Below are 26,264 nucleotides of genomic sequence, written 5' to 3' on the forward strand. Positions count from 1 at the left end.
CGAACGGCACGGGGCGGTCGAGTCATCCGAAGGAATGAACGTAGCGGGCAGCGGAACGGACCCGGGGGGCCGCTCAGTGATTTCAGCTTGGGCCAGTGCGGCAAGCCGCAGGCGACTAGGGGGAGGGAGGCGCTTCTTGGCCGCAGGAGGCTACCGGCAGCCGAAGCCTGAAGACCGCCCCCTCGACACCGTTGCGGGCCGTCAGGCTGCCGCCCTGGGCCTGGACGATGGCCGAGGACACCGCCAGCCCCAGCCCCAGGCCTTCGCCGACCGGCTTGGTGGTAAAGAAGGGATCGAACACCTGGTCGAGGTGCTCGGCGGCGATGCCGCCACCGTTGTCGGCCACCTCCAGCAACCAGCTGTCCCCCTCTTGCACGAGGCTGACCGCAACCTGCGGCTTCGGTCGTTCGGCCACGGCGTCCAGGGCATTGCGCAGCAGATTGACCAGCACCTGCTCCAGGCGAATCGGATCGCCCAGCAGCCAGGCCGGGCGCGGCAGTTCCAGGTTCAATTCGACAGCCAGCTCGGCGCGCCGCGCCTCCAGCAACTCCAGCGCCTGATCCACTACCCGGGCCAGATCGACCCGCTCGCGCAGACCGGCAGGGGTCTTGCGGGCATAGGTCTTGAGATGGGCGGTCAGGCCACTCATTCGGGTGAGCAGGCCGTCGAGGCGCTCCAGGGCAGCGCGGGCCTCGTCCAGCCGACCGTGGTCCAGCAGCAGCCGCAGACTGGCCAGGTGCATGCGCTGGGCGGTGAGCGGCTGATTGAGTTCATGCACCAGGGCTGCCGACATCTGCCCCAGGGCGGCCAGCTTGGCGGCCTGCACCAGGCCATCCTGGGCGGTGCGCAACTCGGCGGTGCGGGCTTCCACCAGCTGCTCCAGCTCCAGTCGGCTGCGCAGGCGCAGTCGCTGCAGCCGCCGCCGCTGCACCAGCAGCAGGCCGGCGCAGACCAGCAGCAGCCAGGCGCAACCGGCGGCCAGGGCCGCGCCCAGGCCGCTGCCCTGCAGTTCCCGGGTTGGTCTGATCAGGTGCAGGGTCCAGCCTTCGCTGGGCAGCGGCAGGCTGTCCCAGAGGTAGTCGGCGCTGCCTTCGGGCGCCTCGATACGGGCCACCTGGCGCTGGTCGCCCAAGACCACCTGTTGGCTATGAAGCAGCGGTTGCAGGGTGCGTCTGTCGTACTGCCGGGTGGTGGCCAGTTCGGCGCGTTCGGCGGGCGTCAGGTCGCGCAGCAGGCGATAGCGCCAGGCCGGCCGGTTGGCGGCAAAGACCACGCCGCGCGCATCGCTCACCAGCAAGACCTCGGGGTGCTCGCCCCAGCGCGCTTCGATGGCGGGGAATTCCAGCTTGACCACCACGGCGCCGAGAAAGCGTCCCTCGGCGTCCAGTACCGCGTGGGAGAGGAAATAGCCGGGAATGCCGGTGGTGACCCCCACGGCATAGAAGCGGCCGCTGCCGCCGGTGAGGGTCTCGCGGAAATAGGGCCGGAAGCCGTAGTTATGGCCGACGTAGCTGGTGGGCAGCCGCCAGTTGCTGGCGCCGATGGCCAGGCCGCTGCGATCCAGCACCTCCAGGGTCGACGACTGGGCAGCGGCATTGAGTCGTTCCAGCTTGAGATTGAGGCGCTCGGTGGCGGCGGCATCGGGTGGCGTGGTGAGGGCGGCGATCAGCTCGGGATCCTGGGCCAGCACCGCGGGCAGGGCGCGAAAGCGGTCGATCAGGGTCTGCAGGCTGCTGGCATGCAGGCGCAACTGTTCCTGGCCGAGCAGGCTGGCCTCGGCGAGGGTCGCCCGTTCGGCGCGCTGCCAGGCCAGCATGCTGACCAGCAGACCGCCGAGCAGGGCGAGCAACAGGACCGGCAGCAGGCGCAGGGCAGGGGGCATGGCAGGAGACCGTGGCAGGAGTGGCCGGACGATAGCACGGCGGGGAGGGGGCGGCTCAGGCCGAGGCGGCGGTGCGCTGGGCGATCTGCTCGGGCTGGAAATGGCAGGTGAAGCAGCTGCCCTCGCCGGGCACGCTGTGGATGTCCAGGCCGCCGCGATGACGGATCAGCACGTGCTTGACGATGGCCAGGCCCAGGCCGGTGCCACCGGTGCTGGAGGCGCGGCTGGCGTCGATGCGATAGAAGCGCTCGGTCAGGCGCGGCAGGTGGCGGGCGTCGATGCCAGGGCCGGTGTCCTGCACCGCGACGTGGGCGCCTTCGGCGTCCTGCCAGGCGCGTACCCGCACCTCGCCGCCCTCGGGGCTGTACTTGACCGCGTTGAACACCAGGTTGGAAAAGCAGCTGCGCAATTCCGTCTCGCTGCCCAGCAGCGCCAGGTCCGGGGCGCAGTCCAGGCTCAGGCGGTGGCCTATCGCACCGGACAGGGCGCGGCCGTCCTGCAGGATGGAGGCGAGCAGGGGCTCCAGGGCCACCGGGCGATTGTCGGCGGGGTAGTCGGTGGCTTCCAGGCGGGCCAGCAGCAGGAGGTCGTCGATGGTGTGCTGCATGCGCCCGGCCTGCTGCTGCATCTGTCCCAACGCCCGGCGCCAGCGTGGGGTGGCGTGCTCGGCGTTGTCCAGCAGGGTTTCCAGATAGCCGGTGATCACCGTCAGCGGGGTGCGCAGCTCATGGGAGACGTTGGCAACGAAATCCTTGCGCATCTGTTCCAGCTGGTGGAGGCGGGTCACGTCACGCACCAGCAGCAGGCGATCGCCCTCGCCGAAGCGGGTGATCAGGATGTGCAGGTACTGGTCGTCGTTGAGCGGCGAGGCCAGTTCCAGCGGTTCGCCATAGTCGCCACCGAGAAAGTAGTCGGAAAAGCGCGGATGGCGCACCAGGTTGGTGATGGGTTGGCCGAGATCCTGGGGCTGGCGCAGACCCAGCAGGGTTTCCGCGGCACGGTTCCACCATTCCAGGTTGCCATGGCGATCCACCAGGATGATGGCATCGCGCAGGGCCTCGGTAGAGGCCTGGGCGCGGCCGATGACGGCGAGCAGTTCTTCACGCTGGCGCTGCTCGTGGCGCTGGCGGCGATAGAGCCGGTCCAGGACATCGCCCCACAGGCCTTCGGCTTCGGGTGGCGCGCCTGGCGCCTCGCTCAGCAGCCAGGCATGCAGCCGCAGCAGGTGTTTCAGGGTGACCGCCAGATAGACCGCCAGTCCCAGAGCCACCGCCAGCCCGACATGGCCGAAGGGCCAGCCGGCCAGGGCGCAGCCGCCGACCACGGTCGACAGCTGGGTGGCCAGACGGGAGCGCCAGTTGATGTTCACGGCGGCGGTGATCCCGCGTCAGAGTTTGGTGGAAAAGCGATACCCGGTGCCGCGCACCGTCTGTACCAGGTTCTCGTAGGTCTCGCCCAGGGCCTTGCGCAGGCGACGGATGTGCACGTCCACGGTGCGCTCCTCGACATAGACGTTGCCGCCCCAGACCTGGTCGAGCAACTGGCCGCGGGTGTAGGCGCGCTCCTGGTGGGTCATGAAGAACTGCAGCAGGCGGTACTCGGTGGGCCCCATCTCGGCGGGAGCGCCATCGATGGTTACCCGGTGGCTGATCGGATCCAGGATCAGGCCGTTGACCTCCAGCGGACCGTCGTTCTCCAGGTGGCCGGTACGGCGCAGCACGGCTTTCAGGCGCGCCACCAGCTCGCGGGGCGAGAAGGGCTTGGTGATGTAGTCGTCGGCGCCGGTTTCCAGGCCCTGGACCTTGTTGTCCTCGTCACCCTTGGCGGTGAGCATGATGATGGGAATGGCGTCGGTCAGCTCGTCGCGCTTGAGGCGCCGAGCCAGCTCCAGGCCGGAGGTGCCGGGCAGCATCCAGTCGAGCAGGATGAGATCGGGCTTGCGATCGACGATCAGGGCGTGGGCGTCCTTGCTGTTGTCCGCCTCCAGGCATTCATAGCCCGCCATTTCCAGGGCCACGGCGATCATTTCGCGAATGGGGGCCTCATCGTCGACGATCAGGATGGATTTACCCGTCATGGAGCGCTCTGCCTCTCGAGTCCTTGCAATGTGCCGTGCATTAGATAGCGCCAATATTGCAGCTATGTGACAAGGCTGTCATATCTAACTTATATCCCACAATATGGGATGACGTATCACATATTGAGATTTGCCCGCGAGGCTTCTAGAGTGAAGGCCATGAACGACAACAATTCCAACAAGGGCGAAGCGCCCAGCGGGGCCCAGGCGCTGTTTCGCGGCCTGGCGGTGCTCGAAGCCGTGGCCGCCGGGGCCGACAACCTGGCGCAGGTCGGGGCCGCCATCGGCTGTACCCGCAGCACCACCCATCGCCTGGTCGCGGCCCTGACCCAGGCCGGCTACCTGCGCCATGACGGCGGACGGTTGATCCTGGGCAGCCACCTCATCGCCCTCGGCTACCAGGCTCGTGAACAGCTGCCGCTGACCGGTGTGGCCCGGCCCCATCTGCAGCGCCTGGCCCAGCACTGCGGCGACACCGTGCACCTCGGGGTGCGCGAGGGTGGCGATGTCCTTTATCTGGACAAGCTGCCCGGTAGCCGGGGCCTGGAGATGAGATCCCGAGTCGGCCTGCGCATGCCGCTGGCGCTGACCGGCGTCGGCAAGGCGCTGATGCTGGATCTCCCTGAAGAGGAGTGGGAAGCCCTCTATGGCGAAGGCGTGGCCCGGCGTACCGGGCAGCCCGGCCTGCGCGAGGACTTCCTGCCCTGGGCCGACTATCGCGCGCGGCTGCGCCGCCACGCCGCCGAAGGCTATGCCCTGGATCTGGAAGAGAACGAACTGGGCATCCGCTGCGTGGCCGCGCCCATCCGCGGCGCCGACGGCGTCATCGTCGCCGCCCTGAGCGTGGCCAGTGCCATCCCCTACATGCCCGAGGCGCGGCTGCACGAATTGCAGCCCGAGGTCACTGCCTGCGCCCGGGCCATTTCCCGCGAACTCGGCTGGAGCCCTGCATGACCGCCACCCCGCACCTTATCGGCCTCGACTGGGGCACCTCGTCCCTGCGGGCCCAGCTGTTCGACGCCCAGGGCGCCGTGCTGGAAACCCGCAGCCGGCCCTGGGGCATCATGCATGTACCGGAGGGCGACTTCGCCGCGGCCTATCGCACCCTGGTGGGCGACTGGCACGATGCTCAGCCGGACCTGCCCGCCATCGCCTGCGGCATGGTCGGCAGTCGCGGTGGCTGGCGCGAGGTGCCCTATGCCGAGTGTCCGGCCGATGTCCACAGCCTGGCTGCCGGCCTCCTGCGCCTGGACAGCGGCTGCGGCGAGCTCCACCTGGTGCCCGGCGTGATGCAGCGTGGCGCCTTGCCCAACGTGCTGCGTGGCGAGGAAACCCAGGTGTTCGGCGCCCTCGAACTGGAGCCGGACCTGGCCGCCGAGGCCCTGCTGGTGCTGCCAGGCACCCACAGCAAATGGGTGCGGGTGCGTGACGGTCGCCTCACTGATTTTGCCACCTACATGACCGGCGAGCTGTTCGCCGTCTTGCGCGAACACTCCATCCTGGGTCGTCCGGCTACCGAGGCCGGTCCCGAAGCCAGTGCCGAGGCCTTCCGCCTGGGCCTGGTCACCGCCCGCGACGCTGGGGCCGAGGGCCTGTTCGGCCGCCTCTTCACCGCCCGCAGCCGGGTGCTGGCCGGCGAGCTGGGCGCGGCGTACAGCCTCGACTACCTGTCAGGTCTGCTGATCGGCGAAGAATTGCGCAGCCAGGTCGCCGCGCTCAAGGGCGGCACCTGCCCACCCCTGGTGCTGATCGGCGACGCGGCGCTCTGCCAGCGCTATCGCGACGCCCTGGCGCTGTTCGACATCCACCAGGTCCGCCTGCTGGAGCAGGCCACCCGGGCCGGGCTCTGGCGCCTGGCCCAGGCCGCCGGCCTGCTCCCCACCTCTGGAGGCTCCCATGCTTGATACCTACCTCAAGGACCTGCCGCTGATCGCCATCCTGCGCGGCGTCACCCCGGACGAGATCGTCCCGGTCGGTCGTGCCCTGTACGACGCCGGCTTTCGCGTCATCGAGATCCCGCTCAACTCGCCGCAGCCCTTCGAAAGTATCCGCCGACTGACCGCGGAGCTGGATGAAAGCTGCCTGATCGGCGCCGGCACCGTGCTCACCGAGGCCCAGGTGGCCGAGGTGGACGCCGCGGGCGGCCGGCTGATCGTCTCGCCCAACGCCAACCTGACGGTGATCCGCGCCAGCAAGGCCGCTGGCCTGGTCAGCGCCCCGGGCGTGGCCACTCCGTCGGAAGGCTTCGCCGCCCTCGACGCCGGGGCCGACAGCCTCAAGCTGTTTCCCGCCGAGCAACTCGGCCCGGCGGTGGTCAAGGCCTGGCGCGCGGTCTTCCCCAAGGAGCTGGCGCTCCTGCCGGTGGGTGGCATCACCCCGGACAACATGGGCCCCTACGTGGCGGCCGGCGCCAACGGCTTCGGACTCGGCTCGGCGCTGTATAAGCCGGGCCTCACGGCGGCCCAGGTGAGCGCCAACGCCCAGGCCTTCGCGGCGGGGTGGCGGTCCGTTTCCTAATTCAATCGCGGTCATGGACCGCTCCTACAGATACCCGGTGCCTCCGTAGGAGCGGTCCATGACCGCGATTTGCCCAATCCCCCTCGATTCCAATAATTACTGTCGAGATTTCCACACCATGAAGATCACCAAACTCACCACCTATGTCGTCCCGCCGCGCTGGTGCTTTCTCAAGATCGAGACCGACGAGGGCATCCACGGCTGGGGCGAACCCGTGCTGGAAGGTCGCGCCCACAGCGTGGCGGCGGCGGTCGAGGAACTGGCCGACTACCTGATCGGCAAGGACCCGCGCAACATCGAAGACCACTGGACGGTGCTCTACCGAGGCGGCTTCTATCGCGGCGGCGGCATCCACATGAGCGCCCTGGCCGGCATCGACCAGGCCCTGTGGGACATCAAGGGCAAGGCCCTGGGCGTACCGGTGCACGAGCTGCTGGGCGGCCAGGTGCGCGACAGCATCCGCGTCTATTCCTGGATCGGCGGCGACCGCCCGGCGGAGACCGCGGCCCAGGCCCTGGAGCGCCAGGCCAAGGGCTTCACCGCCATCAAGATGAACGCCAGCGAAGAGATGCAGTTCGTCGACACCTACGACAAGGTCGACCAGGTGATCGCCAACGTCGCCGCCATTCGCGACGCCTGTGGTCCGCACTTCGGCATCGGCGTGGATTTCCATGGCCGGGTGCACAAGCCCATGGCCAAGGTGCTGGTCAAGGAGCTGGAGCAGTTCCGCCTGATGTTCATCGAGGAGCCGGTGCTCAGCGAGCACCACGAGGCGCTCAAGGAAATCGCCCTGATGAGCAACACGCCCATCGCCCTGGGCGAGCGGCTGTACTCGCGCTGGGACTTCAAGCGCATCCTCCAGGAAGGCTACGTCGACATCCTGCAGCCCGATCCGTCCCACGCCGGCGGCATCACCGAGACGCGCAAGATCGCCAACATGGCCGAGGCCTATGACGTGGCCATCGCCCTGCATTGCCCGCTCGGCCCCATCGCCCTGGCGGTCAATCTGCAGCTGGATGCCAACTGCTACAACGCCTTCATCCAGGAGCAGAGCCTGGGCATCCACTACAACCAGGGCAACGACCTGCTGGACTACATCAAGAATCCCGAGGTCTTCGACTACGCCGATGGCCACGTGAAGATCCCCCAGGGACCGGGGCTGGGAGTCGAGGTCAACGAGGAATTCGTCAAGGAGCAGGCCGCCATCGGCCATCGCTGGCGTAACCCGATCTGGCGGCATAAGGACGGCAGTTTCGCGGAGTGGTAAATCTTCGATTCAACGCTGCTGCGCTTGCCGGAGCGGCGTTGAAAGCCGGTTCGAAATGCTCATGCACTCGATGTGCACTCCGCTTTCTCACTGGCTTTCGCCTTGCTCCGCCTGCGCTCGCGACGCGTTGCTTTCGAAGATTGGCGCCGCTGCTCCCTCACCCCAACCCTCTCCCCAAGGGAGAGGGGGCAAGAGCAGGAGCTCCGGCCCCGACGCTCGCACTGACCGTCCCCTCTCCCTCTGGGAGAGGGCCAGGGTGAGGGAAAAGCAACGCCACTGTTAATGGCCAGACACACCGCTGGCCCCTCACCCCAACCCTCTCCCCAAGGGAGAGGGGCAAGAGCAGGAGCGCGGGACTCGATCTCCGCACCGACCCCCAGACCGCAACAACGCTCGCCACAACGTCAATTACAGGACCCGAGCCATGCCAACCCCTACCCAGGCCTCCCCGGCGGCGGCCACGGCCGCCCCGACCCTGGCCAAGCCCAGCCGGGCGCGCTTCTTCATCATGATGCTGCTGTTCGTCACCGTGGTGATCAACTACCTCGACCGCAGCAACCTCTCCATCGCCGCCCCGCACCTGGCCCAGGACCTGGGTATCGAGCCGGTGCACATGGGGCTGATCCTCTCGGCCTTCGGCTGGACCTACGCCGCCATGCAGATTCCCGGCGGCTGGCTGGTGGACAAGGTCGCCCCGCGCATTCTCTATCCGGTGGCGATCGCGCTCTGGTCGCTGGCCACCATCGGCCTGGGTTTCGTCGGCAGCTTCATCGGCCTGATCATCCTGCGTCTCGCCGTGGGCGCCCTGGAGGCACCGGCCTATCCGATCAACAACCGGGTGGTCACCACCTGGTTTCCCGAGCGCGAGCGGGCCACCGCCATCGGCTTCTACACCTCCGGCCAGTTCGTCGGCCTGGCCTTTCTCACCCCGGTGCTGATCTACCTGCAGCAGACCTTTGGCTGGCACATGGTCTTTGTCGTCACTGGCGGTGTCGGAATCCTCTGGGCGGCCGTCTGGTACCTCGTCTATCGCGAGCCCAAGGACTTCCGCGGCGCCAACGCTGCCGAGGTCGCGCTGATCCAGGAAGGTGGCGGTCTGGTCGATCTGGAGCAGAAGAATCGCAGCCGCGCCGCCTTCCAGTGGCGTGACCTCTGGAGCGTGCTCAACAAGCGCAAGCTCTGGGGCATCTACATCGGGCAGTTCTGCCTCAACTCCACCCTCTGGTTCTTCCTTACCTGGTTCCCCACCTACCTGGTGAAATACCGCGGCATGGACTTCATCAAGGCCGGCTTCCTCGCCTCGCTGCCGTTCCTGGCCGCCTTCCTCGGCGTGATCTGCTCGGGCCTGCTGTCGGACTGGCTGGTCCGCCGCGGCGCCTCCGTGGGCCTGGCGCGCAAGCTGCCGATCATTGGCGGCCTGCTGATCTCCACCAGCATCGTCGGCGCCAACTTCGTCGACTCCCCGGCGCTGATCATCGCCTGCCTGGCACTGGCCTTCTTTGGCAACGGCCTGGCTTCCATCACCTGGTCGATGGTCTCGGCCATGGCGCCGGAGCGGCTGATCGGCCTCACCGGCGGGATGTTCAACTTCATCGGCAACCTCTCGGCCATCTGCGTGCCCATCGTCATCGGCTTCCTGGTCAAGGACGGCAGCTTTGCCCCGGCTATCGCCTTCATCGGCGTGACTGCGCTGGTCGGTGCGCTCTGCTATGGCCTGGTGGTGGGCAAGGTGGAACGTCTGCCCGAATAAGGGCGCCTAAGGAAGCGCTGCGTGCCTGTCCTGGCACGCGGTGCTCTGCCACCGGCCTTGCCGGACCTATAACGACAACAAAGGAGTTTCCTCATGCCGCTCGCCCGTCGCACCTTTCTCGGCGTGTCCCTGGCCGCTTCGGCCGGTCTGGTCGCCAGTCGCGCCCTCGCCGACGACAAGTTCGGTCTCACCCGTAACTGGGAGGGAAAGCCGCCCATCGTCATGCCCGATCCGGCCTGGGAAATCCACGACCAAGCCTTTAAGGGCCGCCTGGGCAATGCCTTCGTCGAGCGCCTCTGGTCCGGTGGTCTCTGGACCGAAGGGCCAGTGTGGATGGCCGACTGGCGCTGCCTGCTGTTCAGTGATATCCCCAATGCCCGGGTGATGCGCTGGAGCGCCGATGACGGCCACGTCAGCGTCTATGACGACCAGTCCCACAACGCCAATGGCCACACCCGTGACCGCGAGGGTCGGCTGATCAGCTGCGAGCACGACAGCCGCCGCGTCACCCGCCGCGAGTTGAACGGCAGCGTCACGGTGCTGCTCGACCGCTTCGACGGCAAGCCGCTGAACGCCCCCAACGACGTGGTGGTCGGGGCCGATCGTGCCATCTGGTTCACCGATCCGGGCTACGGCATCCTCGGTGCCTACGAGGGCCACAAGGCCGAGTTCGAGCTGCCCACCAACGTCTATCGCATCGATCCCCAGGGCAAGGCCACGGTGGCGGCGGGTGACTTCGGCCGGCCCAACGGCCTGGCCTTCGCCCCCGATGGCAAGCGGCTCTACATCAGCGACACCGCTGGTGGCGGCAATCCCGGCAAGCCCAACCACCTGCGTGCCTTCACCCTTAAGGACGACGGCACCCTGGGCGGCGGCGAGGTGCTGATCGATGCCAAGGACCAGGGCGTGATCGACGGCTTCCGCGTCGACAGCGACGGCAACCTCTGGTGCAGCTGGGCCGGTTCCGCCGAGCAGAACAGCGTGCGGGTCTTCAATCCGAGCGGCCAACCGCTGGCCACCCTGCACCTGCCGGAAACCGTGTCCAACGTCGAGTTCGGCGGGCCCAAGAGCAATCGCCTGTTCATCACCGGCGGTGGTTCGCTCTATGCCACCTATGTGAACGCCCAGCCCGCGCGGCTCTGGTAAGGGCCTCTCACCGGCCGAACCAAGGGTCGTTAGACAGGTCTGTAACAAGCGGATACGGAACGACCCGCGCCAACAAGATCGCCCACAAGGCGAGCGAGGAGCCTCAGTCATGAGCAACACCACTACCAACGCCGACGGTCACGTCACCGAAAAGGCCCAGCCCAAGGCGATCTTCGCCTGCCTGATGGCCGCCTTGGCCGGTCTGATGTTCGGCCTCGACATCGGCGTCATTTCCGGCGCCACCAAATTCATCCAGCAGGAATTCCAGATCTCCGATCAGGTGATCGAGTGGATCGTCTCCAGCATGATGGCCGGTGCCGCCCTGGGCGCTCTGGGCGCGGGTTCGCTGTCGGCCAAGCTGGGTCGCAAGAAATCGCTGATGCTGGGCGCCATCCTGTTCGTGATTGGCTCGATCCTCTGTGGCCTGGCCACTTCGCCGACCATGCTGATCTTTGCCCGCTTCCTGCTCGGCCTGGCCATCGGCATCGCGTCCTTCACCGCGCCGCTGTACCTGGCCGAGGTCGCTCCGGAAAACATTCGTGGCTCAATGATCTCGCTGTACCAGCTGATGATCACCGCCGGCATCCTGCTCGCCTTCCTCTCCAACACCGCCTTCAGCTACTACGAGGCCTGGCGCTGGATGCTCGGCATCATCGCCATCCCCGGGGTGCTGTTCCTGATCGGCGTCTTCGCGCTACCCGACAGTCCGCGCTGGCTGATCATGGCGGGTCGCCGCGAGGAAGCGATCAAGGTCCTGCACCGGCTGCGCGGTGACGAAAAGGTCATCCAGCAGGAAGTCGCCGAGATCGAAGAGCAGCTCAAGGTCCCGCAAAAGGGCTGGTCGCTGTTCAAGGAGAATGCCAACTTCCGCCGCTCGGTAGGCCTGGGCGTACTCCTGCAGGTGGTGCAGCAGTTCACCGGCATGAACGTGGTGATGTACTACGCGCCGCGCATCTTCGAAGGCATGGGCTACGACACCGCCGCCCAGATGTGGTTTACCGCCGCGGTCGGTCTGACCAACGTGCTGGCCACCTTCATCGCCATCTTCCTGGTCGACAAGTGGGGCCGCAAACCCATCCTCTATACCGGTTTCGTGGTCATGGCCGTGGGCCTGGGCGTGGTCGGCACCATGCTCGGCATGGGCAACCTGAGCCATGGTCAGCAGACCTTTACCGTGGTCATGCTGCTGATCTTCATCGTCGGCTTCGCCATGTCGGCCGGTCCGCTGATCTGGACCCTGTGCTCGGAAGTGCAGCCGCTCAAGGGCCGCGACTTCGGCATCGGCTGCTCTACCTTCACCAACTGGATCGCCAACATGATCGTCGGTGCCACCTTCCTGACCATGCTGGGCACCCTGGGACAGGGCACCACCTTCTGGATCTATGCTGGTCTGAACGTGGTGTTCATCTTCCTGGTGTTCCTGCTGGTGCCGGAGACCAAGGGCGTTACCCTGGAGCGCATCGAGCGCAATCTGATGCAGGGCAAACGCCTGCGCGACCTCGGTCAATAGGATCGAGCGCACAAGAAAACGCCCGGCAATGCCGGGCGTTTTTATTAGCGATCCCAGTGCTTGTGTCTGTGCTTGGCGTGCTTCCAGCCCTTGCCGGGATGGTCGCGGTAGCCGCGATAGCCACGCTCGTCGCGGCCGCTGTCGCCCAGATTGTTGCCCAGGGCACTGCCGGCACCGCCACCCAGGGCCGCGCCGACCAGGCCACCGGTGCTGCCACCAACTCTATTGCCGATCACGTTGCCGCCCGCCGCGCCCAGACCGCCGCCGATGGCGGCCTCGGTCCGATTGCGCCGGTCAGCGCCCAGTACACCACCTGCTGCACCGCCAACGCCGGCACCGATGGCCGCACCGGTACTGCCGCCGACCTGCTGGCCGACCAGGGTACCGAGTACGCCACCCACGGCGCCGCCGAGTCCGGCTTCGGTATTGCCCGCATAGGCCGGGGCAACGCCCGCCAGGGCAAGCAACAAGAACAGGGCTGAAGGTTTCATGGAGTCCACTCCGTGGTAGAGACGAGCCGATCCTCGGCAAAAATCGCTGCCCTGGCAAGTACCGAACGGTCGTTTGAATGGTAAAGGTTGTCTTTACCCATTCCTTTGATTTCCTTGAACAAACCTATACGGGAATAAGGGGTCTTGTCCCTCTGGTCGCGTCTGGAGCGGGGGTCTGCAGGCCGGCGCGGGCTGGTCTAGACTCAGGTCGACCGCGCTGCCAAGGGGACTTCATGATCCACGCTCGTCTGTTGTCTGGCTGTCTCCTGCTCCTTGCCAGTGTCAGCGCCTCGGCCTGGGAATACACCCTCGTCGCGCCCGACAAGCCGGTGCAGAACTGGAGCATCAGCAGTGACCGCCTGGGTCTGCGCGATGGCCTGGCCTTCGCCGTCGGTGTGCATCGCCTGAGTGGCGGGCGCCAGGAGGGTTCGGTGCTGATCGAGATCGATACCGGCGCTATGCAGCTCACCGTGGTGGCGACCCGTGGCATGAATGTCCTGCGCGCCCAGGCCGGCACCCTGCGACTGGGCTGGGATTCTCCGGTACGCGAGGTGGTCAATCCGGCCTTCGTCAATCTGGAAAGCCGTAACGGGCTGGGCTGGCTGGAAGGCTTCAACGAGCTGGTGGCCCGCGCCGGCTTCGAGTGGGTCGGCCACCCGGGAATGGACCGGGGGCAACTCCTGACCCTGCACGGACGGGCCAGTTATCTGCCAGCCAGTCAGGTGGTGCTGACCATCGACGAACAGCCGCCGCACCGCATCAGCCTCAAGGGCGTGCTGCACGAAGAGGCCTTCAAGCAGGCCAACTTTCGCATCGACACCGAACTGGTCACCCACGCCGGGGCCACCGGCTTCACGCTGCACGACCGCCTGACCAACCAGGGGGCGCATACCGCCGAGTACCAGGTGCTCTATCACAGCAACTTCGGTCCGCCGCTGCTCGGCGAGGGCTCACGGTTCGCCGCGCCGGTGCGGGAGGTGTCACCCTTCGATGCGCGGGCGCGTCAGGAACTGGGCGAATGGCAGGCCTATCGCGCACCCACGCCGGGCTATGGCGAGACGGTCTACAACCTCTACCCCTGGGGCGACGACCAGGGGCGCAGCCTGGCGGTACTGCACGATCACAGTGCCCACCAAGGGGTGGCGCTGGCCTTCAATGTGCGGGAATTGCCGGTCTTTACCCTGTGGAAGCACACCGATGCCAAGGCCCAGGGCTATGTCACCGGCCTGGAGCCGGGCACCAGCTTTTCCTACAACCGCAGCCAGCAGCGGGCCCTGGGACTGGTGCCGCGCATCGAGGCGGGCGGCACGCGCGACTTCACCCTCGACTATCGGTTGCTGGCCACCGCCGCCGAGGTCCGGCAGGCGCTGGAGCAGGTCGAAGGCATCCGCCACGGCCGACCGACCAAGATGCGCGAGGCGCCGCTGGCCCAGGAGCCTTAGTAGCCTGGCGAGGCCGCGCTAGCGCCGCGCGGGCAACGGGCGGGTGCGACCGCTACCGTCGATGGCGACGAAGACGAACACCGCCTCGGTGACCTTGCTCCACTCGCTGGACAGCGGATCGTCGCTCCAGACCTCGATGAGGATCTGGATGGAGCTACGGCCCACTTCCAGCGTGTTGGTATAGAAGGAGAGCTGTGCGCCCACGGGCACCGGCGTCATGAAGGCCATGCGGTCGATGGCCACCGTGGCCACCCGACCAGCGGCCAGACGACTGGCCATGGCACTGCCGGCCAGGTCCATCTGGGCCACCAGCCAGCCGCCGTAGATGTCGCCGAAGCCGTTGGTTTCACGGGGCAGAGCGGTGATCTGCATGGCCAGGTCGCCCTGGGGGATGGGATCTTCTTGTTCGAGCTCTTCGATCATGACAGGGCCCTCGGGAGCCCGGATAGGTAGGTAACGTTCAGCATCTGCACGCAAGAATGCTGCCAATCTCTCTGGGGAGATCGTTAGGGGGCTACAGTATAACGCCTGGGGCAGGGCGGCTCGACCGCTTTTGCACCAGGATGGAACAGGCATAGCTCGGCAGATGAGCCCTGAATGGGCACTGAATGAATAGCGGAAATTCCTTGCGGATTTGCTATCTTGGAGACCGTGCACGGCCAGGCAATCCAGAGGGTCGTGCACGTCCGATGATCAGGTAATGATCGGTAGACCTGCTGCTGCCGTGCTCCACAAGAGCGCAGGCGGCGCGGTGCAGGTCCGGCGCCCATCCGGCGACCCGCCCGATCCCTGCCAGCCGCCCCAGGCGGACGGTCACTCGGGGCCGCGTCTTGTCCGCTACACCCGGAGGGATGCCAGAGGCCGAATTTCCTTTGCGCTCCTCTCTTGTCCGGGATCCTCGATGAAACTGCAATCCGCCTCCGCGCCGCTCACGTCGCGCCCTCTGGGCCGCAACGACTACAAGACCCTCTCGCTGTCCGCCCTGGGCGGCGCGCTGGAGTTCTACGACTTCGTCATCTTCGTCTTCTTCGCCGCGGTGGTGGGGAAGCTGTTCTTTCCCGCCGACATGCCCGACTGGCTGCGGCAGATGCAGACCTTCGGCATCTTCGCCGCCGGTTACCTGGCCCGCCCGCTGGGCGGCATCATCATGGCCCACTTCGGCGACCTGCTCGGGCGCAAGAAGATGTTCACCCTGAGCATCTTCATGATGGCGCTGCCGACCCTGGGCATGGGCCTGATGCCCACCTACGCCCAGATCGGCGTGGCCGCCCCCATCCTGCTGCTGGTGCTGCGCATCATCCAGGGCGCGGCCATCGGCGGCGAGGTGCCCGGGGCCTGGGTGTTCGTCTCCGAGCACGTGCCCGGCAAGCACGTCGGCTATGCCTGCGGCACCCTGACCGCCGGTCTCACCTTCGGCATCCTGCTCGGCTCGCTGATGGCGACCCTGATCAACACCGTCTTCACCCCGGTGGAGGTGGCCGATTACGCCTGGCGCTTCCCCTTCCTGATCGGCGGGGTCTTCGGCCTGTTCTCGGTCTATCTGCGCCGCTGGCTGCACGAGACGCCGGTGTTCGCCGAGCTGGCGATCCACAAGTCGCTGGCCGAGGAAGTGCCGCTCAAGGCGGTGCTGCGTGACCACCGCAGCAGCGTGGTGCTGTCCATGCTGCTGACCTGGATGCTCACCGCCGGCATCGTGGTGGTCATCCTCATGACCCCGACCCTGCTGCAGACCCAGTACGGCTTCTCCGCCGCCCTGGCGCTCAAGGCCAACAGCCTGGCCATCGTCTTCCTGACCCTGGGCTGCATCGTCTCCGGTGCCCTGTCCGATCGCTTCGGCAGCGGCCCGGTGTTCATCGTCGGCGGTCTGATCCTGGCGGTGGCCAGCTGGGCGCTCTATGCCGGTCTGAAGATCCACCCGGAGTGGCTGTTCCCGCTCTATGCCCTGGCTGGCGCCGCGGTCGGCGTCATCGGCGGCGTGCCACGGGTGATGGTGCTGGCCTTCCCGCCCAAGGTGCGCTTCTCGGGCCTGTCCTTTTCCTACAACGTGGCCTACGCCATCTTTGGCGGCCTGACCCCCATGGTCGTCACCCTGATGCTCAAGCAGCATCCGCTGGGCCCGGCCTGGTACGTCATGGGGCTGGCCCTGCTGGGCGTGGGCATCGGCTGCTACCTGCTCAGTCGCGAGCGCCGCGCCGCCGCCCTGGCGCCCGCCTGACCCCGGCCGTTCACGCCGCCTGCACCGGCGGCGTGAACGGGTTCGCCAGGACGACCCGCCAGGGCGACCTCGGCATGGCCAAAAACGCCATCCCCACAGACGCCACGCTTCGCGAGGACTAGGCTCGGATCCCTAGAGCCAGTCCAACAACAACAGCGAGGTGCAACATGTCCGGTAATCGTGGCGTCGTCTATCTGGGCGCAGGCAAGGTCGAGGTGCAGACCATCCCCTATCCGAAGATGGAAACCCCGCAGGGCAAGCGTATCGACCACGGCGTCATCCTGCGCGTGGTCTCCACCAACATCTGTGGTTCCGACCAGCACATGGTGCGTGGCCGGACCACTGCCCCCGAAGGCCTGGTGCTCGGCCACGAGATCACCGGTGAGGTCATCGAAGCGGGCCGCGACGTCGAGACCCTCAAGGTCGGCGACCTGGTCTCGGTGCCCTTCAACGTCGCCTGCGGTCGCTGCCGCACCTGCAAGGAGCAGGACACCGGGGTCTGCCTGACCGTCAACCCCTCGCGTGCCGGCGGTGCCTACGGCTACGTCGACATGGGCGGCTGGGTCGGTGGCCAGGCCGAATACGTGCTGGTCCCCTATGCCGACTTCAACCTGCTCAAGCTGCCGAATCGCGACGCGGCCATGGAAAAGATCCGTGACCTGACCTGCCTGTCCGACATCCTGCCCACCGGCTATCACGGCGCCGTCACCGCCGGCGTCGGTCCGGGCACCAGCGTCTATGTAGCGGGTGCCGGTCCGGTCGGCCTGGCTGCTGCCGCCTCGGCTCGCCTACTGGGCGCCGCCGTGGTCATCGTCGGCGACGTCAACCCGGTGCGCCTGGCCCACGCCAAGGCCCAGGGCTTCGAGATCGCCGACCTGTCCCTGGACACCCCGCTGCACGAGCAGATCGCCGCGCTGCTGGGTACCCCGGAAGTGGATTGCGCCGTCGATGCCGTTGGCTTCGAGGCCCGTGGCCATGGTCACGAAGGCGCCAAGAGCGAGGCCCCGGCCACCGTGCTGAACTCGCTGATGGGCATCGTGCGGGTGGCTGGCAAGATCGGCATCCCCGGTCTGTACGTCACCGACGATCCGGGCGCCGTCGACGCTGCGGCCAAGCAGGGTGCCCTGAGCATCCGCTTCGGTCTGGGCTGGGCCAAGTCCCACAGCTTCCACACCGGCCAGACCCCGGTGATGAAGTACAACCGTCAGCTGATGCAGGCCATCATGTGGGATCGCATCAAGATCGCCGATATCGTCGGCGTGCAGGTGATCACCCTGGACGAGGCACCCCGCGGCTACAGCGAATTCGATTCGGGCGTACCGAAGAAATTCGTCATCGATCCGCACAAGCTGTTCAGCGCGGCCTGATCATTGCGCTAAGGGTTTTGTCCGGGAATGCTGGCCATTTGGCATTTCTCGGGCAAAGCCTGCAGTCGTTTGCCACACCAAGGGGTCTACCCTCGCAGCGTCCGATTCGGGCGCTGTTTTTTTGGTGCCACAGACGAGGCCTGCATGACCCCGAATGTCCTTTCGACCCTTCGCCGTATCCTCCCCTCACTGCTGGTGGCGTCCGTGCTGCTGCTGGGCAGCAACCTGGCGCGCGCCGAGGGTGGGGTGTCCTTTCGCTTCGCCGAAGAAGGGCAGGGCTGGATGCTGCGCGGTCCGGTCGATGTCCTCAAGTGGCCCTTCGTCTACGACCGTAGTCGCGAGCGCGCCCGCAACACCCTGGTACGGCTGGACGGCGATACCCAGGTGCGGGTGATCGAGACCCGTTCCTTCCAGCGTTGGAAGCGCATCGAGCTGCAGCGGGATGGCCGTACCGTACTGGGCTGGGTGGAAAGCTACAGCGTGCCTGAGGCCATGCGCCTCGACTGATCGGGAGCAAAAGGCCGCCGCCGCCAGTCACACCTCTGGTACCCCATCCATTCCAGAGGAGCGACGCATGTCCGCGATCACCCGTCTTCAGCTCAACGACGGTCACCACATTCCGCAATTCGGTCTGGGGGTCTGGCAGACTCCGGCCGAAGAGACCGCCCAGGTGGTCAAGACGGCCCTCGACCTGGGTTATCGACACATCGATACCGCCGCCATCTATGGCAACGAAGAGGGCGTCGGCCAAGCCATCGCCCAGGCCGGTTTGCCGCGTGACGAGCTGTTCATCACCACCAAGCTGTGGAATGCCGACCAGGGCTACGACAGCGCCCTGCGCGCCTTCGACACCAGTCTGGCCAAGCTGGGCCTGGAGCATGTCGACCTCTATCTGATCCACTGGCCGCTGCCGGAAAAGGGCCTGTTCCTCGACAGCTGGAAGGCGCTGATCGAATTGCGCAACCAGGGTCGGGTGAAGTCCATCGGTGTCTCCAACTTCCGTCAGGCCGATATCGAGACCCTGCTGACCGAGACCGGCGTGGTGCCGGTGGTCAACCAGATCGAGTGCCATCCACTGCTGCAGCAGCAGGAGCTGCGTGACTTCAACACCTACAAGGGCATCGCCACCGAGGCCTGGAGTCCACTGGCTCAGGGCGGCGAACTGCTGGGTAGCCCGGTACTGCAACAGCTGGCAACCAAGCACGGCAAGACGCCGGCCCAGGTGGTGCTGCGCTGGCACATCCAGCTGGGCAACATCATCTTCCCCAAATCCAAGACGCCCAAGCGCATCGAAGAGAACATGCAGATCTTCGACTTCACCCTGGACGACAATGACCTGCGGCAGATCGCCGGGCTGAATCAGGACCGGCGTCTGGGCCCGGACCCTTCCACCTTCAACGGCTGACGTGCACGGGACGCCGCGATGAGCGGCGTCTCTGTATGCCTGGCGTGCAAGGCGCCAGTGCCTGTATGCTGCGCGGCCCTTTCGGGACCTCTCATGCCGGATCGGCATAGGGCAGGCTACAGCGGCATTAGACATACCCCGTTACCCTCTGGCAAAAGTGTGACGCCTTGGTGCTCCTCGTCCTTTTCGAGCACCGTTTCCGCAGCCTGAACGCACCCTTCGGTTGGGCGTTGCATGCGCTTTGCGCATCACGACCCGGCACGGTGACGTTCGTCCCGAACTCCATCCAAATAGAACAAAGGTGTCGGTACATGACCAAGCCCAAGCTCAGCCTCGCGTGGCAGATTCTCATCGGCCTCGTGTTGGGGATCGCCGTCGGCGCACTGCTCAACCACTTCAGCGCCGAGAAGGCCTGGTGGATAGCGAACGTTCTCAAGCCGGCCGGCGACATCTTCATCCGGCTGATCAAGATGATCGTGGTGCCCATCGTCATCGCCACCCTGGTGGTCGGCATCGCCGGCGTCGGCGACTCCAAGAAGCTCGGTCGCATCGGCCTCAAGACCATCCTCTACTTCGAGATCGTCACCACCCTGGCCATCGTCGTCGGCCTGTTCTTCGCCGACAGCGTGCAGCCCGGTGCCGGTATCGACATGAGCACCCTGGGCACCACCGACATCTCCCAGTACCAGAAGACCACCGCGGAAGTGCAGCATGACCACGCCTTCATCGCGACCATCCTCAACCTGATCCCGTCCAACGTCTTCGCCGCCATCGCCCGCGGCGAGATGCTGCCGATCATCTTCTTCGCGGTGATGTTCGGCCTGGGCCTGGGCGCCCTGCCGGAAGCCACCCGCGAGCCGGTGGTGCGCGTGTTCCAGGGCATTTCCGAGGCCATGTTCAAGGTCACCCACATGATCATGAATTACGCCCCCATCGGCGTCTTCGCCCTGATCGCGGTGACCGTGGCCAACTTCGGCTTCGCCTCCCTGCTGCCGCTGGCCAAGCTGGTGGTGCTGGTCTACGTGGCCATCGGTTTCTTCGCCCTCGGCGTGCTGGGCCTGGTGGCCAAGCTGTTCGGCTTCTCGATCTTCCGCATCATCCGCATCCTCAAGGACGAGCTGATCCTGGCCTATTCCACTGCCAGCTCGGAAACCGTGCTGCCGCGCATCATCGAGAAGATGGAGGCCTATGGCGCGCCCAAGGCCATCACCAGCTTCGTGGTGCCCACCGGCTACTCCTTCAACCTGGACGGTTCCACCCTCTACCAGAGCATCGCGGCGCTGTTCATCGCCCAGCTCTATGGCATCGACCTGTCGCTGAGCCAGCAGCTGCTGCTGGTGCTGACCCTGATGGTCACCTCCAAGGGCATCGCCGGCGTGCCGGGTGTCTCCTTCGTGGTACTGCTGGCCACCCTGGGCAGCGTCGGCATTCCGCTGGAAGGCCTGGCCTTCATCGCCGGCGTGGACCGCATCATGGACATGGCGCGCACCGCTCTGAACGTGATCGGCAATGCCCTGGCCGCCCTGGTCATCGCCAAGTGGGAAGGCCTCTACGACGCCGAGAAGGGCGCCGCCTACTGGGCCGCCCTGCCGCACCTGAAGCGCACCGCCAAGGTCGAGGAGCGTCCTCAGGCCACCCGCGGCGAAGCCCTGCGTGACTGAGTGGCTAGCTAGCTGAGAACGGAGCCCGGCCTTGTGTCGGGCTCCGTCGTTTCAGCCGGCGAGAATGGCCGCGTAGCCCTCGCGATAGCTGGGGTAGCGGGGCGTCCAGCCCAGGGCCCGGGCGCGGGCGTTGCTGCATCTCTTGCTGCCGGCGCGACGCAACTGGGCCTCGTCGGACCAGAAGGTGATGCCCAGCCGTGCCCGCAGCCAGTCCACTACCTCGTCCAGCGGCGCCGGATCGTCGTCCACGCCCAGATAGAGCGCTTCCAGGGCGACCCCTTCGCGATCCCGCTGCAGCAGCAGTGCCAGCAGGCCGGCGGCGTCCTCGACATGAATGCGATTGCCATACAGCGGCGGTTCGCGGGTCACCCGGGAGCCTTCGCGCACCTGCCGCAGCAGCGCCTCGCGGCCCGGGCCATAGATGCCGGTCAGGCGGACCACAGTGGCGGGCAGGCCGCTGCCCAGCGCCAGGTCCTCCGCCTCGCGCAGGAGGCGTCCGGAAAAGCGCTCGGGTTCGGCAGGGGAGGTCTCGTCGACCCAGGCGCCGTCGCCCTGGGCGTAGACGCCACTGCTGGAAACGAACAGCAATCGCTGCGGACGCTGGTCGCAGGCGGCCAGCCAGGCCAGCAGGTGGCGTAGGCCGTCGACATAGGCGGCGCGATAGCCGGCTTCGTCATGATGGGTCGCGGCGGTGGCATAGACCACCTGGTCGATGGGCTCTCGCGGCCAGGCCGCCGGTGGCATGGCGTCGGCCAGATCGCCCGCTACCGGCAGCAACGCGGCGGGGAGGGCGGCGACGTTGCGCCTGAGGCCGAAGACCCGGTGGCCCTGGGCGACCAGCTGCAGGCCGAGACGGCTGCCGACATCGCCGCAACCGGCGATCAGAATGGTGCTCATCGGTATTTCCCTCTGCAAAGGCCTGGACAGACGGCCAGGGTAGCCTGAGCGTACCCGCGGTCCAACCAGAAGGCGCAGGCAGCTGCCCGTCGCGCTTGGCCGTTGATAGAGACAGCCGCTAAGATTGCCTGGCCACCCATGGAATTTGACTATGACCCTGACTGAACTGCGCTATATCGTCACGCTCGCCCAGGAACAGCACTTTGGCCGAGCTGCCGAGCGTTGCCACGTCAGCCAGCCGACCCTGTCGGTCGGCGTCAAGAAGCTCGAGGACGAGCTGGGCATTCTGATCTTCGAGCGCAGCAAGAGTGCCGTGCGCCTCACCCCCACCGGCGAGGGCATCGTCGCCCAGGCACAAAAGGTGCTGGAGCAGGCCCAGGGCATCCGCGAACTGGCCCAGGCCGGCAAGAACCAGCTCACCGCGCCGCTGAAGATCGGTGCCATCTATACCATCGGGCCCTATCTCTTTCCGCACCTCATCCCGCAGCTCAACCGGGTGGCGCCGGAGATGCCGCTGTACATCGAGGAAAACTTCACTCACCTGCTGCGCGACAAGCTGCGCACCGGTGAGCTGGACGCCGTCATTCTCGCCCTGCCCTTCAACGAGCCGGACGTCCTGACCCTGCCGCTGTACGACGAGCCCTTCTACGTGATGATGCCGGCGCGGCACCCCTGGACCAAGCTCAAGGCCATTCCGCAGAACCAGCTCAGCGACAAGAGCCTGCTGCTGCTGGGCGAGGGTCACTGCTTCCGCGACCAGGTCCTGGAAGCCTGTCCGACCGTGCGCAAGCACGAGGAAAACAAGAATTCCACGGTGGAATCCTCCTCGCTGGAAACCATTCGCCACATGGTGGCCTCGGGTCTGGGCGTCTCGGTCCTGCCGTTCTCGGCGGTGGAGAGTCACCACTATGCCCCCGGGATCATCGAGGTACGGCCTTTCGAGCGGCCGGTGCCCTATCGCACCGTGGCCATCGCCTGGCGCGCCAGCTTTCCGCGGCCCAAGGCCATCGAGGTGCTGGCCGACTCGGTCCGCCTCTGCTCGGTGGCGCGGCCTGAAGCCAAGGGCGTCGTGCAGCCGGCATGAGTGAACTGGCCGCGACGCCGGTCACCGCCCTCAAGGGGGTCGGCGCCGCCCTGCAGGAAAAGCTCGCGCGGGTCGGTCTGGAAACCTTGCAGGACGTACTCTTCCACCTGCCGCTGCGCTACCAGGATCGCACCCGCATCGTGCCCATCGGCGCCCTGCGGCCCGGTCAGGACGCGGTGGTGGAGGGCATGGTCGCCTCCGCCGAGGTGCTCATGGGTCGCCGGCGCAGCCTGCTGGTGCGGCTGCAGGACGGCAGCGGCACCCTGTCGCTGAGGTTCTTCCACTTCAGCCAGGCGCAAAAGGACGGGATGGCTCGCGGCACCCTGCTGCGCTGCTATGGCGAGGTGCGTCCCGGTGCTTCCGGCCTGGAGATCTATCACCCCGAATACCGCGCCCAGGACGAGAACGCCCCGGCGCCGGTCGAGCAGACGCTGACGCCCATCTACCCGACCACCGAAGGCCTCACCCAGCTGCGCCTGCGCCAGCTCAGCGCCCAGACGCTGGAACGGCTCGGGCCCGAATCCCTGCCCGACTGGCTGCCACCGGAGATGGCCGAGCACTATCGCCTGGGGCCGCTGGCCGATGCCCTGCGCTATCTGCACCGACCGCCGCCGGATGCGGACCTGGAAGAACTGGCCGAGGGTCGCCACTGGGCCCAGGAACGGCTGGTCTTCGAGGAATTGCTGACCCACCAGCTGTCCCTGCAGCGCCTGCGCGAGACCCTGCGCGCCCAGCGGGCGGTGCCCCTGCCGGCGGCCCGGCGCCTGCCACAGCTTTATCTGGACAACCTCGGCTTCAAACCCACCGGTGCCCAGCAGCGCGTCGGGCGCGAGATCGCCCATGACCTGGCCCAGCCCGAGCCCATGCTGCGCCTGGTGCAGGGCGACGTGGGCGCGGGCAAGACGGTGGTCGCCGCCCTGGCCGCCCTGCAGGCCATCGAGGCCGGCTACCAGGTGGCGCTGATGGCGCCCACCGAGATCCTCGCCGAGCAGCACTTCCTCAACTTCCAGCGCTGGTTCGCCGCTCTGGACATCGAGGTGGCCTGGCTGGCCGGCAAGCTCAAGGGCAAGGCCCGCGCCAGCTCCCTGGAGCGCATCGCCGCCGGGGCACCCATGGTGGTGGGCACCCATGCGCTGTTCCAGGACGAGGTACGCTTCGCCCGCCTGGCCCTGGTGGTGATCGACGAACAGCACCGCTTCGGCGTGCAGCAGCGCCTGGCCCTGCGCCAGAAGGGCGTCGACGGCCGTCTCGCGCCGCACCAGCTGATCATGACCGCCACCCCCATCCCGCGCACCCTGGCCATGAGCGCCTATGCCGACCTGGACACCTCGGTGCTCGACGAGCTGCCGCCGGGGCGGACGCCGGTCAATACCGTGAGCGTCACCGACAGTCGCCGCGAGGAAGTGGTGGAGCGGGTGCGCGCCGCCTGCCACGAAGGCCGTCAGGCCTACTGGGTCTGCACCCTGATCGAGGAATCCGAGGAGCTCACCTGCCAGGCGGCCGAGACCACCTACGAGGAGTTGCAGCTGGCCCTGGCTGAATTGCACGTCGGCTTGATCCACGGGCGCATGAAGCCAGCGGAAAAGGCCGCGGTGATGGCCGAGTTCAAGGCCGGCAACCTGCAGCTGCTGGTGGCCACCACGGTGATCGAGGTGGGGGTGGACGTGCCCAACGCCAGTCTGATGATCATCGAGAATCCCGAACGCCTGGGTCTGGCCCAGTTGCACCAGCTGCGTGGCCGCGTCGGGCGGGGCAGTGCGGTCAGTCATTGCGTGCTGCTGTTCCATCCGCCGCTGTCGCAGATCGGCCGCGAACGCCTGGCCATCATGCGCGAGACCAACGACGGCTTCATCATCGCCGAGAAGGACCTGGAGTTGCGGGGTCCCGGCGAGATGCTCGGCACGCGCCAGACCGGCCTGCTGCAATTCAAGGTGGCCGATCTGATGCGCGATGCCCACTGGCTGCCGGCGGTGCGCGACGCCGCCCAGGAGCTGCTGGCACGCTGGCCAAGCCATGCCGCTCCGCTGCTGGAGCGCTGGTTGCGCCATGGGCAGCAATACGGCCAGGTTTGACAAAGCTTATACAGACGACGCTACCTACGGAGCCGAATGGTTATACTCCAAGGCGTACGTGAGGAAGAAAATGCCATGACCGATGTAGCGCTCGCTTCGCCCCTCCCTGAGGTCCCCCCTTCGATCCAGCAGTTGCTCGCCCAGTTGAACCTGGCCTATCGGCCGGTCCCGGCGACGACGCGTCAGCCGCAGGCGAACCGGGTGCACACGGTGCTCTTGAGCGACAGCGTCGGCATGCTGCTGGTGCTGTTGCCCGAGAATCAGCTGCTGGATCTGCGCCGGCTGGTGGAATTCACCGGGCGGCAGCTGGCGGTGGTGGCGCCGGAGCGGCTGATGCGCACCCTGGAGCGCTACGAATTGGACGTCCTGCCAGGGTTGCCGTCGCTGACCAATTCCCCCTGCCTGTATGACGAACGCCTGCTGGAGGCACCGCGCCTGCTGTTGGAATCCGGTGAGCGCTCGCTACTGTTGGAAGTGGAAACATCTGACTATCGCTGTCTGCTGAGTCAGGCGACCGCGGGCAGCTTCGGCATCCCGGCGGCCGGTATCCAGCCGAATCTGCGGCAACCGGAGCGAGACGAGGCGGAAATCCTCCATGCCGCCACCGCCTTTACCGCGCGGCGCATTCGCCAGCGTCTGGAAGAGACCCTGGAGATTCCGCCCCTGTCCAAGACCGCGGAAAAGGTCATCAAGCTGCGCGTCGATCCCGACGCCACGGTGGACGATCTGGCCAATGTGGTGGAGACCGATCCGGCCCTGGCGGCCCAGGTGATCAGCTGGGCGGCTTCGCCCTACTATGCCGCGCCCGGCAAGATCCGCTCGGTGGAAGACGCCATCGTGCGGGTGCTGGGTTTCGACCTGGTGATCAACCTGGCCCTCGGTCTTGCCCTGGGCAAGACCCTGAGCCTGCCCAGCGACCAGGCCCAGCAGGAAACGCCCTACTGGAAACAGGCTATCTACACTGCTGCCCTGATCGAGGGCCTGGCGCGCGCCATGCCGCGCGCGGAGCGGCCGGAAATGGGCCTGGCCTACCTGGGCGGCCTGCTGCACAACTTCGGCTACCTGGTGCTGGCCCATGTCTTTCCGCCGCATTTCTCGCTGATCTGCCGCCACCTGGAGGCCAACCGCCAGCTGGATCACCAGGTCATCGAGCATCACCTGCTTGGCATCACCCGCGAGCAGATCGGCGCGGCCCTGATGCGCTGCTGGGAGATGCCCGAAGAGGTGGTGACGGCGCTGCGCTTCCAGGGCGACCCGGCCTACCAGGGCGAGCAGGCGGTCTATCCCAACCTGATCTTTCTCGCGGTGCAGCTGCTGCGCGGCGAAGGCATCGGCAACGGCCCCGCGCAGGCCATTCCCGAGGATCTCTATGCGCGGCTGAACATAGATCCGGCCAAGGCGCGGGAGTGCATGCAGAAGATCCTTGGTGCCGAAGCCGCCCTGCGCGAGCTGACCGGCCAGTTCAAGTGACCGTCTGACTG

Annotated in this window: 22 protein-coding genes; 16 read left to right on the forward strand and 6 right to left on the reverse strand. The window is 66.7% G+C overall.

The annotated features are described in order from the left end of the window. Positions 1–115 precede the first annotated feature (115 nt). Genes V6W80_RS00935 through phoB form a run of 3 tightly spaced genes read right to left on the reverse strand, consistent with a single transcriptional unit; the run spans position 116 to position 3,959 of the window. On the reverse strand, positions 116–1,882 hold the full coding sequence (locus V6W80_RS00935) for a sensor histidine kinase (RefSeq protein WP_338545644.1): 1,767 nt from the start codon (positions 1,880–1,882) through the stop codon (positions 116–118). Between the two features lie 55 nt (positions 1,883–1,937). After that, positions 1,938–3,251, reverse strand: a complete 1,314-nt coding sequence (gene phoR / locus V6W80_RS00940) for a phosphate regulon sensor histidine kinase PhoR (RefSeq protein ID WP_430707778.1) — start codon at positions 3,249–3,251, stop codon at positions 1,938–1,940. 18 nt (positions 3,252–3,269) lie between these two features. Continuing rightward, positions 3,270–3,959: a phosphate regulon transcriptional regulator PhoB gene (gene phoB / locus V6W80_RS00945; RefSeq protein WP_007159925.1), complete on the reverse strand. Its 690-nt coding sequence runs from the start codon at positions 3,957–3,959 to the stop codon at positions 3,270–3,272. A 159-nt stretch (positions 3,960–4,118) separates the two neighbouring features. Between phoB and V6W80_RS00950 the strand changes: the two genes are divergently transcribed. The 7 genes from V6W80_RS00950 to V6W80_RS00980 all read left to right on the forward strand — a co-directional run bounded on the left by V6W80_RS00950 (position 4,119) and on the right by V6W80_RS00980 (position 12,149). After that, entirely contained in the window at positions 4,119–4,913 is a 795-nt protein-coding gene (locus V6W80_RS00950) for an IclR family transcriptional regulator (RefSeq protein WP_338545645.1), read from the forward strand. Next, positions 4,910–5,863, forward strand: coding sequence for a 2-dehydro-3-deoxygalactonokinase (locus V6W80_RS00955; RefSeq protein WP_338545646.1), 954 nt, complete (start codon positions 4,910–4,912; stop codon positions 5,861–5,863). The genes V6W80_RS00950 and V6W80_RS00955 overlap by 4 nt, the downstream gene beginning before the upstream one ends. Further along, entirely contained in the window at positions 5,856–6,476 is a 621-nt protein-coding gene (locus V6W80_RS00960) for a 2-dehydro-3-deoxy-6-phosphogalactonate aldolase (protein WP_338545647.1), read from the forward strand. Before V6W80_RS00955 ends, V6W80_RS00960 begins: the two co-directional genes overlap by 8 nt. Before the next feature lie 118 nt (positions 6,477–6,594). Then, positions 6,595–7,743, forward strand: coding sequence for a galactonate dehydratase (gene dgoD, locus V6W80_RS00965; protein ID WP_017642356.1), 1,149 nt, complete (start codon positions 6,595–6,597; stop codon positions 7,741–7,743). 424 nt (positions 7,744–8,167) lie between these two features. Continuing rightward, complete coding sequence (locus V6W80_RS00970) at positions 8,168–9,493, forward strand: MFS transporter (protein WP_338545648.1); 1,326 nt, start codon at positions 8,168–8,170, stop codon at positions 9,491–9,493. A gap of 93 nt (positions 9,494–9,586) precedes the next feature. After that, entirely contained in the window at positions 9,587–10,639 is a 1,053-nt protein-coding gene (locus V6W80_RS00975) for an SMP-30/gluconolactonase/LRE family protein (protein ID WP_338545649.1), read from the forward strand. Between the two features lie 109 nt (positions 10,640–10,748). Beyond that, positions 10,749–12,149, forward strand: a complete 1,401-nt coding sequence (locus V6W80_RS00980) for a sugar porter family MFS transporter (RefSeq protein WP_173149843.1) — start codon at positions 10,749–10,751, stop codon at positions 12,147–12,149. A 44-nt stretch (positions 12,150–12,193) separates the two neighbouring features. Here V6W80_RS00980 and V6W80_RS00985 read toward each other — a convergent pair whose 3' ends face one another. Next, positions 12,194–12,640: a hypothetical protein gene (locus V6W80_RS00985; RefSeq protein WP_231357214.1), complete on the reverse strand. Its 447-nt coding sequence runs from the start codon at positions 12,638–12,640 to the stop codon at positions 12,194–12,196. A gap of 233 nt (positions 12,641–12,873) precedes the next feature. On the opposite strand from V6W80_RS00985, the gene V6W80_RS00990 reads away from it, so the two are divergent. After that, complete coding sequence (locus tag V6W80_RS00990; RefSeq protein WP_338545650.1) at positions 12,874–14,082, forward strand: aldose 1-epimerase family protein; 1,209 nt, start codon at positions 12,874–12,876, stop codon at positions 14,080–14,082. Positions 14,083–14,100: 18 nt separating this feature from the next. Here the strand turns inward: V6W80_RS00990 and V6W80_RS00995 are convergent, their stop codons facing one another. Then, on the reverse strand, positions 14,101–14,502 hold the full coding sequence (locus tag V6W80_RS00995; protein ID WP_026083995.1) for an acyl-CoA thioesterase: 402 nt from the start codon (positions 14,500–14,502) through the stop codon (positions 14,101–14,103). A 487-nt stretch (positions 14,503–14,989) separates the two neighbouring features. Here V6W80_RS00995 and V6W80_RS01000 point away from each other — a divergent pair, with 487 nt between their 5' ends. From V6W80_RS01000 to gltP, 5 genes are all read left to right on the forward strand, one after another. Next, positions 14,990–16,297, forward strand: a complete 1,308-nt coding sequence (locus V6W80_RS01000; protein WP_338547509.1) for an MFS transporter — start codon at positions 14,990–14,992, stop codon at positions 16,295–16,297. Between the two features lie 167 nt (positions 16,298–16,464). Then, on the forward strand, positions 16,465–17,664 hold the full coding sequence (gene fdhA / locus V6W80_RS01005) for a formaldehyde dehydrogenase, glutathione-independent (protein WP_007159913.1): 1,200 nt from the start codon (positions 16,465–16,467) through the stop codon (positions 17,662–17,664). Between the two features lie 144 nt (positions 17,665–17,808). Beyond that, positions 17,809–18,171, forward strand: a complete 363-nt coding sequence (locus tag V6W80_RS01010; protein WP_064309184.1) for a hypothetical protein — start codon at positions 17,809–17,811, stop codon at positions 18,169–18,171. A gap of 67 nt (positions 18,172–18,238) precedes the next feature. Beyond that, entirely contained in the window at positions 18,239–19,069 is an 831-nt protein-coding gene (locus V6W80_RS01015) for an aldo/keto reductase (RefSeq protein WP_338545651.1), read from the forward strand. Positions 19,070–19,380: 311 nt separating this feature from the next. Further along, on the forward strand, positions 19,381–20,730 hold the full coding sequence (gltP, locus tag V6W80_RS01020; protein WP_338545652.1) for a glutamate/aspartate:proton symporter GltP: 1,350 nt from the start codon (positions 19,381–19,383) through the stop codon (positions 20,728–20,730). Between the two features lie 51 nt (positions 20,731–20,781). Here gltP and V6W80_RS01025 read toward each other — a convergent pair whose 3' ends face one another. Continuing rightward, positions 20,782–21,627, reverse strand: coding sequence for an NAD-dependent epimerase/dehydratase family protein (locus tag V6W80_RS01025; protein WP_160924258.1), 846 nt, complete (start codon positions 21,625–21,627; stop codon positions 20,782–20,784). Positions 21,628–21,778: 151 nt separating this feature from the next. Between V6W80_RS01025 and V6W80_RS01030 the strand changes: the two genes are divergently transcribed. The 3 genes from V6W80_RS01030 to V6W80_RS01040 all read left to right on the forward strand — a co-directional run bounded on the left by V6W80_RS01030 (position 21,779) and on the right by V6W80_RS01040 (position 26,253). After that, complete coding sequence (locus tag V6W80_RS01030) at positions 21,779–22,711, forward strand: hydrogen peroxide-inducible genes activator (RefSeq protein ID WP_007159908.1); 933 nt, start codon at positions 21,779–21,781, stop codon at positions 22,709–22,711. Continuing rightward, the gene (recG, locus tag V6W80_RS01035) at positions 22,708–24,783 is read left to right on the forward strand and encodes an ATP-dependent DNA helicase RecG (RefSeq protein ID WP_017642345.1); all 2,076 of its coding nucleotides are present in this window, start codon (positions 22,708–22,710) and stop codon (positions 24,781–24,783) included. Before V6W80_RS01030 ends, recG begins: the two co-directional genes overlap by 4 nt. A gap of 75 nt (positions 24,784–24,858) precedes the next feature. Continuing rightward, positions 24,859–26,253, forward strand: coding sequence for an aminoacyl-tRNA deacylase and HDOD domain-containing protein (locus V6W80_RS01040; RefSeq protein WP_338545653.1), 1,395 nt, complete (start codon positions 24,859–24,861; stop codon positions 26,251–26,253). Positions 26,254–26,264: the final 11 nt, after the last annotated feature.

Origin of the sequence: Pseudomonas benzopyrenica, from assembly GCF_036884265.1 — a bacterium.
GTDB lineage: Bacteria > Pseudomonadota > Gammaproteobacteria > Pseudomonadales > Pseudomonadaceae > Chryseomonas > Chryseomonas benzopyrenica.